Annotated in this window: 12 protein-coding genes; 4 read left to right on the forward strand and 8 right to left on the reverse strand. The window is 69.2% G+C overall.

What is annotated here, in order from left to right; all coding sequences use genetic code 11:
* Positions 1–61 precede the first annotated feature (61 nt).
* Entirely contained in the window at positions 62–250 is a 189-nt protein-coding gene (locus tag NQU55_RS37030) for a DUF6233 domain-containing protein (protein ID WP_372504608.1), read from the forward strand.
* A 244-nt stretch (positions 251–494) separates the two neighbouring features.
* Here NQU55_RS37030 and NQU55_RS00005 read toward each other — a convergent pair whose 3' ends face one another.
* Entirely contained in the window at positions 495–1,244 is a 750-nt protein-coding gene (locus NQU55_RS00005) for a hypothetical protein (protein WP_256789307.1), read from the reverse strand.
* A gap of 513 nt (positions 1,245–1,757) precedes the next feature.
* Here NQU55_RS00005 and NQU55_RS00010 point away from each other — a divergent pair.
* Positions 1,758–2,144, forward strand: a complete 387-nt coding sequence (locus tag NQU55_RS00010) for a hypothetical protein (RefSeq protein WP_240977090.1) — start codon at positions 1,758–1,760, stop codon at positions 2,142–2,144.
* 564 nt (positions 2,145–2,708) lie between these two features.
* On the opposite strand, the gene NQU55_RS00015 is transcribed toward NQU55_RS00010, so the two are convergent.
* The 5 genes from NQU55_RS00015 to NQU55_RS00035 form a co-directional block, all read right to left on the reverse strand.
* Entirely contained in the window at positions 2,709–3,350 is a 642-nt protein-coding gene (locus NQU55_RS00015; protein WP_256789311.1) for an IS5 family transposase, read from the reverse strand.
* A gap of 4 nt (positions 3,351–3,354) precedes the next feature.
* Positions 3,355–3,858 carry a GNAT family N-acetyltransferase gene (locus NQU55_RS00020; protein ID WP_168096380.1) on the reverse strand — a complete coding sequence of 168 codons (504 nt, stop codon included), beginning with the start codon at positions 3,856–3,858 and terminating at the stop codon, positions 3,355–3,357.
* A 631-nt stretch (positions 3,859–4,489) separates the two neighbouring features.
* Complete coding sequence (locus NQU55_RS00025) at positions 4,490–6,376, reverse strand: NACHT domain-containing protein (protein ID WP_256789316.1); 1,887 nt, start codon at positions 6,374–6,376, stop codon at positions 4,490–4,492.
* A gap of 406 nt (positions 6,377–6,782) precedes the next feature.
* Positions 6,783–7,073: a hypothetical protein gene (locus NQU55_RS00030; RefSeq protein WP_256789317.1), complete on the reverse strand. Its 291-nt coding sequence runs from the start codon at positions 7,071–7,073 to the stop codon at positions 6,783–6,785.
* A gap of 192 nt (positions 7,074–7,265) precedes the next feature.
* On the reverse strand, positions 7,266–8,132 hold the full coding sequence (locus tag NQU55_RS00035) for an EamA family transporter (protein ID WP_168096469.1): 867 nt from the start codon (positions 8,130–8,132) through the stop codon (positions 7,266–7,268).
* 157 nt (positions 8,133–8,289) lie between these two features.
* Between NQU55_RS00035 and NQU55_RS00040 the strand changes: the two genes are divergently transcribed.
* Complete coding sequence (locus NQU55_RS00040; protein WP_168096468.1) at positions 8,290–8,865, forward strand: helix-turn-helix domain-containing protein; 576 nt, start codon at positions 8,290–8,292, stop codon at positions 8,863–8,865.
* A gap of 46 nt (positions 8,866–8,911) precedes the next feature.
* Here the strand turns inward: NQU55_RS00040 and NQU55_RS00045 are convergent, their stop codons facing one another.
* The gene (locus NQU55_RS00045) at positions 8,912–9,409 is read right to left on the reverse strand and encodes a GNAT family N-acetyltransferase (RefSeq protein ID WP_168096467.1); all 498 of its coding nucleotides are present in this window, start codon (positions 9,407–9,409) and stop codon (positions 8,912–8,914) included.
* 38 nt (positions 9,410–9,447) lie between these two features.
* Positions 9,448–9,879: a CoA-binding protein gene (locus tag NQU55_RS00050; protein WP_058041433.1), complete on the reverse strand. Its 432-nt coding sequence runs from the start codon at positions 9,877–9,879 to the stop codon at positions 9,448–9,450.
* 162 nt (positions 9,880–10,041) lie between these two features.
* Here NQU55_RS00050 and NQU55_RS00055 point away from each other — a divergent pair, with 162 nt between their 5' ends.
* A complete protein-coding gene (locus NQU55_RS00055) occupies positions 10,042–10,926 on the forward strand; it encodes an ADP-ribosyltransferase family protein (RefSeq protein ID WP_256789319.1) in 885 nt (294 codons plus the stop codon).
* Positions 10,927–11,543 lie beyond the last annotated feature (617 nt).

The following is an 11,543-nucleotide window of genomic DNA, read 5'->3' on the forward strand; positions in this document are numbered from 1 at the left end:
TGCACCCTCACCCGGGGCGGGCCGGCCCCAGGTACGCGGGGACGACACTGACCGCTGGAAGATCGAACGCCCCCGCCACACCTACAACGACACCGGCCCTCGGCCTACGGTCGTCCACCACGAAAGTTGTTTCCGGACTAAGGACCCGGCCGAGCTCACCACAGCCCGAGCACGCGAAGCCCTCCGTGCACCCGGAGCCAGTGCCTGCCCGGTATGCGGAGCTGACCAGCTCAGGGGCAAACCCCTGTAGCCGCGAGCCTGGCTCGATTGCTGCAGCTTGGGGGAGCTATGGCCAGACGATGCGCCGCGGCTCCTGGCCCAGACGCGCGGGGCCGGGGGCGCTAGCCGGTCGCTGTCGCCCACCGTGCGCGGCGGCTGGGGAAGCGCGCCTACGCCCGTCGGCCGTCACGGGCCATGCCCGGCCCAGCCCAGTCCCGAAACGGGACAGTCGACCGATGAGGCTCTCACGGCTGACACCTGAGAGCCCCGCGGTATCACGGCATGAAGCCGACCCAGGTCTCTTCGCTCTTTGGGATCACGTAGAGGGGGTCGGTGGTCGCCTTCCAGCCCTGAGGCACGACGTAGTAGCTGTCCGGGCCTTCGACGAGTCGCCGCAGGCCGGTATAGCGGTAGCGGTGGCGCAGCTTGCTTCCGAGGTCTTCCTCGTGGACGCCGTGCAGGCTCAGGCGCTTGTTGCTCAGCACTAGAACGCCGGTCCATTCACCCACGTGGTGCGCATGTACGCGGGCATCGTGTCGGCCGAGGTACGAGGCGCCCAGGGTGGCGGCCCACAGGAGGAGCAGGCCGGCGGCGGCGAGTGGTACGGCTCTGTGCCGCGGTCTGTTGTCTGCTGCTGTTCTCTGCCCGAGCAGTAGCCCTGCCGCGAGGGTGAGGGGTGCGACCCAACCGTACGGAGCGATCTGCGGCCACATCAGGAGCAGGGTCAGCCCGGCGGCGAGCACGAGCAGGTGAAACCGCGCAGCCGTGGACAGGACGGCGGACAGGAACTGGGTGACCGGGCCAGGCGGGATTCTGAGTCCTGCCAGGAGCAGGACGATGCCGCCGGCCAGCAGGACCGGCAGTGTGAGGAGATTGAGGCTTTGGACGACGAACTGGGAGAACCCGAACCCCAGGGTGAAGGGTGACAGATGGAAATAGCCGTAGTAGGTGCTGGTGTATACCGCCCCCAGATAGAACATCAGTGCCGCGATGAACGACGCCTGACCCACGAGGACTTTCACCAAGGTCGCGAGGTCATCTCCGCCAGGCTCCCCAGGAGCCGACGGCTTTCGGACCCCGCCTGGGGCAGTCATGTACTGGCGGGTGTGGGTGGTGGGGGGGTTTCCGGGTGCGTAGGCACAGGGACGGGTTTCGTCGGTTCTGAGGGGCCGCTTGTTGTCGGCCCAGGCGGTGGTGGCGGGACCGGGCCGTCAGTCGCCGCGGATGCGGAGAGGGATGGGGTAGGTGAAGTCGTCTCCGGCGGACTGGGCTTCTCGTCGCCGGAGCACGCCGTGCAGCACATCAGACACACCGTGATGCCAGCAGCCGCGAAAATCTGTCGCCCGATCACCTTGTCCATGAGAACCTCCTGCGCCAAGACGCTAAAGCCCCGGCACGACAGCGTGGACGATGTCACGGCACACCACGCCGTGACATCGTCCACGTGGAGGCTGAGGCGGGCCCCGCGGGGCGGGCGCGGGATGCTAATTCGAATATGCGCTAGCCGGTCGAACTGAAGGCCGGGAGGCTCGGGTGCTGTGGACATGGGGATTTCTGGTTTCAAGCCGTCCTTCCTGGTCGGGATCGAGGCGGTTCGGCAGGCGCACGGATCACGTCGGGTGAGGCTGGCTGGTCGGCGGCTGACGGGGTTCGCGTTGGTGCGCTTCGTCGAGAGCGGAGACTGGTTTGCCGACTGTCCGGTGGTGCTGGATTTCGACGGCGTTCAGGTGGAGGTTTGTCACTCGAAGTTGGATGAACTCTCGATCGGCTGGGCCACGATCGACACCGCAGCAACCATCACCGGGCGGGAGTGGTCCGAGTTCATGCCTCAGTGGTCTCAGAGTGATGAACGCCTGAGAAGCCGTATCTCAACCGAACGTGATCCATTGATTTCTGCTGGTCAGGCATGGTGTAGCTCGGAATGAGAAAGGCATCCGGCGTCTTGTTTCCGCTCCGTGAGCGAGGGGTGCGCGATGGCGTCGGTGTTGGGAATGCTGGAGGAGCGGGAGACAGCGGCCCGTGTGCGGGTGGAAGGGCTACGGGAGGAAGTAGCCCGGTTGGCTGATGCGGCGGAGGCCGCCGAGATTGAGCTGGACCGGCGGGTGATCGCGTGGGAAGAGCTGGTCGAGGCCCTGGCAGCCTCGGCTGCCGAGACCACCGCCGGGACCGAGGCCGAGGAGAAAGCGGTGCTGTCGCTCGCGCCGGTGCCGGGCTCGACGGTGCCGCTCTGGCGGGAAGGGCTGCCGGTGACGGTTCTGGCGCCGGACTATCAGCGCATTCTGGGCGTGCTCGAACGGCAGCGATCCACGGGTCACGGACCGCTTCGGGCCAAGGAGATCCCGGTGGAGCTGGGCCTTGACGCGACGCCGGCGAAGGTCGAGGGGCTGCGGTCGAAAGCCCGACGCCTGGCGGAGTGCGGGTGGCTCCTCCTGGAGGCGTCGGGGGCGTTCAGTGCCGTCCGGCGGACCGTGGCCGTCCCAGACGCCGGCTCATCCGGTGACCATCGACCACCGGATCATCGCCTCGCTGGTGGCGGGCAGGGTCTCGTAGTCCCGGGCCAGACGGCGGGAGTTCATCAACCACGCGAACGTGCGCTCTGCCACCCACCGCCTCGGCAGCACCACGAACCCTGCCATGTCGTCGGTGCACTTGACGATCTTTAAGGTCAGGGCGAGTTTGTCCCGGCACCAGCCGACGAGGGAGCCGGTCCAGCCGCCGTCGGCCCACACGAGGGTGCTGTCGCGGTGCAGACGGCGCAGCCGCATCAGCAGGCCCGCCGCGGCGTCCCGGTCGCCGATGTTCGCAGCCGTGACCGCGACGGCCACGAGCAGGCCGGGAGTGTCGGTCACGATGCGCCGCTTGCGGCCCGGCACCTTCTTCCCGCGCCGTGAGGCGGCCGGCACCGTCGCGGCGGCCCGCACTGACTGCGCGTCGGTGATCCCCGCTGTGGGCTCGGCCTCACGGCCCTCGCGCTCACGGGCCGCCCCGCGCAACCGGTCGTGGAACTCGGCGATCAGCCCGTGCTCGCGCCAGCGGCGGAAGAATGCGTAGACCCGGGCCCATGCGGGGAAGCCCGAATGGCATCGCCCGCCACGAGATCCCGCCCGCGACCAGGTAGCGGATGGCAACAACCACTTACGTGCCGGGATGCTCCGGCAGGGCGCGCCAGTCCGACCAGGAGATCTCGCGGCCGAGGAAGCGCGGCTGCTCGAACGGCCAGTCGGCGGCGATCCACTGCGGCACCAGCTCATCGAGGGCCTGCTCGACCTTGCTGCCCACCAGCTCGTCCACCACCCACCAGGAGATCTCGCCGTCCGCGCCGGCCTTCTCCGGTGGGTCGATGTAGACACAGCCAAGCAGAGCTGTCTCCGCCGCGTCGAACAGCGCGTAGTTGAAGGACTGGTGTGCGGCGATCTCCTTCTCGTGCCGCAACAGGTCGGCCTGGTCGGCCTCGTAGGTCATGGTGGCCGCGGGCCAGCCCCAGGCCGGGCCGAAGATGGTCCACAGCCGCTCGCGCGAACCCATCACAGCCGGATAGTCGAGCGCGGTGTCCGCCTCCCGGATCGGCCGCAGGTGATGGCCACCGCCCGGCAGCGGTACCAGGACGGGGTGGACGAAGTCATCGGGAAGCCAGCTCATGGCACCCGACCGTAGCAGCGCGCGGCCGTCCGCTCCCCTGGATTTTCCCCGCATACCGCCAGGCCCTGCTCTCATGCCGGGCAGGGCCCGCGATCACCCGATCGAGACTCCCGTTCGATCGACAGACTCCATGATCGGTATGGCAACGGCTTTTCACACCTGACACCCCAGGTTGGGAAGCAAGCACTGGCCCGTCCCGGGCCGCCGTCACATGCGGGCCAGCCTTGTCCCTGATGAGGCCGGGTGTGGAGGAGGCGATCAGTTGGAGGGGCCGGTTGTTTCGTCTGGGGCGTCAGGCCAGTAGACACGTCCACCCCTCGCCCCCTCTCTGGCGTCATACCCCATCCAGTACGCCGAGCTCCTCCCCGCGGTACCGCACCTGGCCCGGGCGCACGAGGCCAGGGGGCGCTGGCCGGTCGCCGCTGGCCACCGTGGGCAGCGGCTGGGGAAGCGCACCGGCACCCGTCGGCCGTCACGGGCCTGCCGGTGCGCGCTGCGAGCCCGTGATGGCACAAGACCTCTATGGCCTCCGGCAGTTGATTACGAGGATGTGCGCACAGGTGCGCTGCACCTATATCGCTTCTCCGCCTCAGAGTCTGCCGGGTAGGCAGGGGCTGTCCATGGCATCAAGCTATCCACCATCTGCCCTCCACAAGGCCGGACTATTAGCGCTGGGCACGGCGAGCGGTCCCTTGGGATGAAAGTCAAGGTCAGTCGGCCAGATGTCGCTGCAAGTCGAGGTGCCGGAACTGGTAGACCGCTCCCACCTGACGCAGCACGCCCCGGCGTTCATGGGCATCGGAGAGGAAGGCCATGAGATCGCGTGGAAGGCGTCGGCGCAGCGCCAGGTAGAGGCGGGCGACGGCGAACGGCCCCAGGCGGTGGAGGAGAAGGCAATGCCCGACCCGAGCCAAACGCCGATGCCAAGTCCTACCCACAAGCTGACCACAGATACGCCGGCGATGACCGCTGCGGGTCCCAGTCCTACCGCGGCGGTCACGAGGGTGAGTTGCCAGAAGACCCGGCGGTCCCGGGCCCACAAGGCCCGTGGGCCGACGGCCACAGCCGGATCGGCCGAGCCGACACGGACCCCGGTGGCGATACCGGTCCCCAGGCCGGTCATGACGACTGCTGGAGCTGAGGCGCCCATCATGGCTGTCAGAACGGCCAAGCTGAGGCTGACGGCAAGCCAGGGCCAGTTCCGGACCCAGACAACCTTGGCTGCGGGTTGCCGGCCTTCTGTCTCGAAGGTGAGCCAGAGCGGGAGAGTGATGGTGAACGCGATAATCATGCCTCCCACGAATGCACCAATCGCGTTGCCAAGCTTGACCCCTATCGCGTCATCGACGGTGTGGATCGCCGCGAAGATCCCGAGCCCGCTGCCCGCCAGCAGTGCGATAGGCCAGCTGATCAGCAGAGGAATAGTTGCCCGTACGGCTCGGTGAAGTTGCCACCAGGCGAGGTCGGGTGTGCCGTGCAGAGTGTGCTGCAGATGCCGGGCGAGAAACGTCAGGGCCACCTGTGCCTGTCGCGGAGTCCAACGGCAGGGGTACCGGGGGTGAAGTCGGTAGGCGGCTGGGATGAATGCGGAGAACAACTGGGTCTCGACAGCAGCACGGGTGGGGAAACGCGAGGTATCACAGAGTTCTGCGGGATGCGGCAGATCTGCTGCGCGCTCACCGGGGCGGGGGTTGTAGATGGTTCGGGCAAGGAAGAGCATCAGTGGTGTGCGCAGCGCCTCTCCCACAGGCGTGGGGGTTCCCAACTGTGTGGTGAGGGTGGCCCAGCGATCGGCGGCCTCGCTTGTGCCGCCCGCGTCCCGTTGAAGGTAGGCGGTGGCGTCCGCGGCGGAGAGCGGGCACAGTTCGATACCGGCAGTTCCAGCGAGCTTCACCGGTACTCCCGAGGCGGGACGCAGGGCGTCGCGATACTCGGCAACGCGGCTGGACAGCACCACGGCCTGCCCCAGCGGCAGGGCCTGGTTGATCGCGCTGAGGGCGGTGCCGCGGACAGCGAAGGGGATCTCGTCGAAGCCGTCCAGGATCGGCAGGATCAGGTGGTGGTCGAGCAGAGCACGGGCGCGGTCGACCGGCCCGTAGCGGGCCGGGGCCGGCCGTGCCAGGCCGCGGTAGTCTGCGGCGAGCCGGTCGGCCATCCATGCGTACAGGTCTTGACGGGCCGGATTCCACGAGGCCAGTGGAAACAGCACTGGGACCGCCCGGACTGCCGGGTGCCGGCAGTCGGATTCGTCGGAGGCGCGTTGGGCGAGCAGGCCCAGCAGCAGCCGCAGGAGCAAGACGGTCTTGCCCGCCCCCGGTCGGCCGAGCACCAACAGCCGCTGGGTCGGCACGTTGCGGGTGAACAATTGGGTGATCTGAGCCCCTGCCCCGGCCAGGTCCTCTGGCGTTGCGGCCCAGCCCGCAGGGTCGCCGACCGGCCCGCCCGGCCAGTCGATAGCGATCGTCCGCAGCAGCGGCCACGTCTCGACGAGGTCCTCCGAAGCCGCTTTCCAGGACACCGAGAGAGGATAGGGGTCGTTGAGCTGCCGCACACGGACCTCGGCCTCCCACTGGCGGTGAACGGCCTGTGCCAACTGCTCGGCGGTCTCTTCCAGCGTCTGCTCGGCATCTTGCTCGGCACTCGCACTGAATGTCGCCCAGGACAGGAACTACGGTGCCAGCGTAGGCAGTAAGGACACCGTGGTAGCGGCAGCCCCCAGGGAGAATCGGTCCGCAAGCCATAACGCCCCGGCCGTCCCACCCAGCGCCAACACCAGATATGTCCCGCCCACACGCCATGCCCTGGACCGCGCGTCCCCCATACCAGTCATCATCTCGCCGGGTAGTGGCAGCAGCCACCCTCTTCGTGGACCAGGGGGCGAGCCCCCTGACCGCTAACCCTTGCCGGCCGCTGTCGGGGAACCTTCAGCTTCCCCACCGGCCCCAGAGGGTTTGCTGCCACTCGTCAGCGTCGGGGCCGGGAAGGTTTATTGAAGGCAACGATCCCTGCACGGTCTCGATCAGGTGCACCAGCGACCACGCGACGCCATAGCAGTCATCCGGGCCGAAGCAGCCGGCCAGCGCATGCGCCTCCTCCGCCGTGACGGGCGAGGGGATGGCTTCGAGCTGCCTCACTCGCCGCTCGATCTCTTCCTCGTCGGCGTGCCAATCCGGCAGAGCGCCATCGGCCACAAACGCCTGAACTTCGGGTCTCATCCGCGAATGATCAGCTGCCGAACATGGCCCGAGCAAGCGCAGACGCAACAAGGAGTGGCCCCGGTTCACCCCGCCGAAAGTAGCCAGGTCAACGCATGCCTGGGGCCGGACCAGCAGTCAGCCCGCTGCGCGCTGACACTGCGTAACCGTCTGAGGCCCGTTGGCGCGCCGGTGGGCCCGCGCGCGGGCGCGTCAGCCCGCTGCCAGCAGGACCGTGCCTGCCAGGGCCAGCCCCGCGCCCGTCGCCTGGACCGTGCGCAGGCGTTCGCTCAGGACGCCTCGTGCGGCCAAGGCCGTGACGACGGGGTAGAGCGAGGCGAGGACGGCGGCGACCGTTACGGGGCCGTTGTTCGCGGCGATGGAGTACGTGCCGTTGGCGGCCACGTCGGCGAGGCCGACGAAGGCGAGGGGGAGCAGGGACGAGCGGATGCCGTTCCAGCCGTCCTCCGGCAGGGCGGGTGAGCCGCGCCGTACGGAGATGTAGAGGGCGCCGCCGCCCACGACCACGTTGCACACGCGCTGGACGAACAGGGCGAGGAACAGGCCGGTCAGGTTGTGGGAGGCCTCGGCGATCAGGGCCATCACCGAGCCGAAGCCGAAGGCGGCGACGAGCGTGAGCATCAGGGTCTGGCGCTGTACGGGGGCGCCGCTCTTGCTCGGGCCGCTGGCCAGCACCACGCCCGCAATGGCCACCGCGATGCCCGCGACCTGCAGGATGCCGGGACGCTCGCCCAGGACGAGGCCCACGCCCAGCGGTACCGCGACGCCGCCGAGTGCGCCCAGGGGCGAGACGACTCCCATGGGTCCCAGGGCCAGTGCCCGGTAGAAGGCGAGCATCGCTGCCGGGCCCACGACGCCGGCCGCCACCGCGTACCAGAGCTGGGGGCCGGCCTCCGACCAGGCGCCCGTGGCGACGACGATCGTCCCCAGGGCGCCCACGGCCAGGATCTGGGAGACCAGGACGACGGTCAGGGCCGGTATGCGCCGGGTCAGCAGCCCGCCGCCGAAGTCGGCCAGCCCCCACAGGAAGCTCGTGGTCAGGGCGAAGACCGCCGTCATCGGGACACCTCGCAGTACAGTGTGGTGAACAGTGCAGTGCACTACACCGTAGTTCAGTATCTTCGACTTTGGTAATAAAATATTGACGGCACCGGTGCTGGTACCCGGCATCCGGCACGCAGCAGACGGCAGAGACGACGGAAGAGAAGACGCACCCATGGCGACGGACCTCGACCGGCTCACCCAGTCGCTCGCCCGCAACCTCAAGCGCTGGCGCGGCGAGCGCCACCTCACCCTCGACGCGCTGGCGGCCCGCTCCGGGGTCAGCCGCGGCATGATCATTCAGATCGAGCAGGCCCGCACGAACCCCAGCGTGGGGACGACCGTCAAGCTCGCCGACGCGCTCGGCGTCAGCATCACCACGCTCCTCGACCAGGAGCAGAGCACCCGTGTCCAACTGGTGCCCAAGGAGCAGGCGGTGCGGATGTGGTCGACGGAGGCGGGCAGTCACACCACTCTGCTCGTGGGGGCCCAGGGCCCCGGGCCCGTCGAGCTGTGGGACTGGCGCATCGCCCCCGGCGACGTCAGCGCCTCCGACCCGCACCCCGCCGGCACGCTCGAACTGCTCACGGTCACCGCGGGTGAGCTCAGCCTCGTGGTGGACGGGGAGGAGTTCACCGTGCCCGCCGGCTCCTCCGCGACGTTCGAGGCGAACGTGCCCCACACCTACCGCAACGACGGCGGGGAGCCGGTGGAGATGACCATGGCCGTCGTCGTGCCGCCCGCACACTGACCGCCCGTGCGGCGCCCGACGGGCGGCCCCGTCGTAGGCGCCTCCGTCAGGGCCGCGCCGCGCGCGACGCGACGTTCAGGGACAGTGCGACCGAGTGCTCGGCGAACCCCATGCTCCGGTAGAGGTGTTCGGCGTCCGGCGTCGCGTGCAGGTCGACGCGCGTGACGCCCTGCCCGGCGAACCAGTCCAGCAGCGCCTCCGTCGTCGCCCGCGCGAAGCCGCGGCCCCGGTAGCGCTCGTCGGTGGAGACGGTGAAGACGAAGCCGAACCGCCCGTGCGGGTGCCCGGGCGCGGCCAACCGCTCCTCCACCCGGCCCACGGCGCACGCGGCCAGGTGCGGCGGCCCGCCCTGCGCCGGGTCGCCGTCCACGACGAACGCCCCGAGCAGGCGCGGCCGTGCCGCGAGCTGCCGGCGCGCCTGCTCCTCCGCCGCGCGCTCCCACTCGCCCCCGGCGTCGTCGTCGTTCATCGAGGCGAACATCAGCCGGCGGAGCCGGACGATCTCGGCGGCGTCCTCCGGAGTCGCCTCCCGCACGCCGGTCATGAGATGACGTGTCCCAGTCATGAGATGACGCGGCCCGCTCATGAGGTGACGCGCGCGTTCCGGAGCCGCAGTGCGTCCAGCTCGATGGCCGGGCACCGGTCCATCACCATGTCCAGGCCCGCCGCGCGCGTCCGCTCGTAGGCGTCCTCGTCGACGACCCCCAGCTGGAACCAGACCGCCTTCGCGCCGATCGCGACGGCCTCGTCCGCGACCGGGCCCGCGAGGTCGCTGTTGACGAAGACGTCCACCACGTCGACCTCGAAGGGGATCTCCGCCAGGGAGGCGTAGCCCTGCTCGCCGTGGACCGTCTCGGCCTTGGGGTGCACAGGCACGACGCGCTTGCCGTGGCGCCGCAGCACTTCGGCCACGCCGTAGGCCGCACGCCGCGTGTTGGACGACAGTCCGACCAGCGCCCACGTGTCGCCGGTCTCCTCGATGATCTTCCGGATGATCCCCGGTTCTGCGTACATGCCCGCTCAACGATCATCCCCCCGCCACCATTCCCGGGGTGCCGCATAGACACCTCGCGACGCTGAGGCGTCAAGCGGCGGCGGTGAGGTGTGGGGAAGGCGAGCTGTTCATCGAACAGCTCGCCTTTCTGCAGGCAGTGGCAGAGCTGTCCGATCATGCGGTTGAAGAGCTTCCTCTGCGCCGAGGCGTGCCAGTCTCCGTGCGGGGACAACCACCAGCTCATCAACCGCATTCTCACCACCCCCGGCGGATTCACGTCGATCGGCGGCGGCCGGCTGATCGACGAGATGATCTCCCGGATAGCCGAGGGCGTGCCCACCGAGGGCCCCTACACCAGGTGGCGCGACGACGAGCTGCAACGCCTGATCGACGACTACCGGGCACCGGGGCTCGGCGACCGGGAGCGGACGGCCCGGCTGGAGCCCGTCAGGAAACGGCTGCACGCCCTCGCCGGCACACTGCGGGACGAGGCCACGACCCACGCCGACATGCTCGCCGACTCCCTGCACCGGCTGCCTCCCGTCAAGGGAACGGTGTACCGCGCGGGGTGGAAGATGTGGCCCCGGAAGCGGCTGGCCTTCAGCGGCTTCACCAGCACAAGCACCAGCGAGAAGCGGAAGAAGGCCGAGGAGTTCCTGCCGCTCCAGTACCCGACCGCCGGCAGCCGCAGGGTCCTCTACCAGCTCGAACTCGCCGGACGCAGCGGACGGGACAACTCCGCCTTCTCCCAGAAGCCGGGGGAGAAGGAAGTGCTCCTCCTACCGGGGCGGCGTTCACCGTACAACTGCGCAACCACAACGAAGTCGCATACGTCCAGGGACAGGAGATCCGCTACGACTTCGTCCGGGCAACGGAAGCGACCGGCTGACTCAGCTGCCTTCCGGCTCGGCTACGGCTTGGCCAGGAGGTCGGTGCGGTGCTGTTCGAGGTCGGTGACGTTTTTGAGGCCCGCCTGGACCGTGTACCGGGTGTGGACCCCGTCGGGACCCTTTTCCGGGGTCAGCTGCAAGCTGTTCGCGACGAAACCCCAGCTGCCGCCTGTATAGACGCCCTTGATCCTGCCGTCCACCGTCCCGGCGGCGTCGAAGGGTTCGCCCTTCCAGCGGAAGGTCCAGTAGGTGCGGTACCAGGCGTCCAGCTGCTCCGGGGAGGCCAGGACGTGCTCGCCGCTCGGGTCCCGGGGATCGGCGACGAGCTCCTCGGGCCGGTCATCCCCGGTGGTCAGAGCGATGAGGCCCGACGCGTCTGCCTCAGCAGCGGCCGGATACGTCCGGCCGCGGTGAACCGCGTAGGCCTTGGGGCGGAAATGGTCAACCTCGTCCAGACGCCGCACGAGAGCGTGCCGGGGCTGCAGGAGATCCTTGCGGTGCTGCTCCAGCTCGGTGACCTCGTCGCGCGGGAAGACGCCGCGGTAGCCGATGACCCGCCGCTTGAGGTGCTCCTTGGCGAAGCGTTCGTCGGAGCCGAGGTAGTTGCCCGACAGCGTGGTGGGCGTGGCGGCGGTGCACTCGAAGAGCTCGCCGCGCCAGCGGAACGTCCACGTCACGGCATACCAGGCTTCCAGGCGCTCCAGCGGAACCGGGTATCCCACCGATCCGTCGGCGGCCCGGCGCGGCGCGACCTCTTCGGGTGCGGGCCGCCCGGGCTCGGGCAGCAGCTCGAC

This window comes from Streptomyces telluris (genome assembly GCF_024519335.1).
Classification (GTDB): Bacteria; Actinomycetota; Actinomycetes; order Streptomycetales; family Streptomycetaceae; genus Streptomyces; species Streptomyces telluris.

What these genes read in the sequence shown, in the direction of transcription:
- NQU55_RS00030 (WP_256789317.1), bottom strand. Translation starts at nt 7,073, where the DNA reads ATGAGACCCGAAGTTCAGGCGTTTGTGGCCGATGGCGCTCTGCCGGAT.
- NQU55_RS00045 (WP_168096467.1), bottom strand. Translation starts at nt 9,409, where the DNA reads ATGACCGGCGTGCGGGAGGCGACTCCGGAGGACGCCGCCGAGATCGTC.
- NQU55_RS00050 (WP_058041433.1), bottom strand. Translation starts at nt 9,879, where the DNA reads ATGTACGCAGAACCGGGGATCATCCGGAAGATCATCGAGGAGACCGGC.
- NQU55_RS00020 (WP_168096380.1), bottom strand. Translation starts at nt 3,858, where the DNA reads ATGAGCTGGCTTCCCGATGACTTCGTCCACCCCGTCCTGGTACCGCTG.
- NQU55_RS00040 (WP_168096468.1), top strand. Translation starts at nt 8,290, where the DNA reads ATGGCGACGGACCTCGACCGGCTCACCCAGTCGCTCGCCCGCAACCTC.
- NQU55_RS00035 (WP_168096469.1), bottom strand. Translation starts at nt 8,132, where the DNA reads ATGACGGCGGTCTTCGCCCTGACCACGAGCTTCCTGTGGGGGCTGGCC.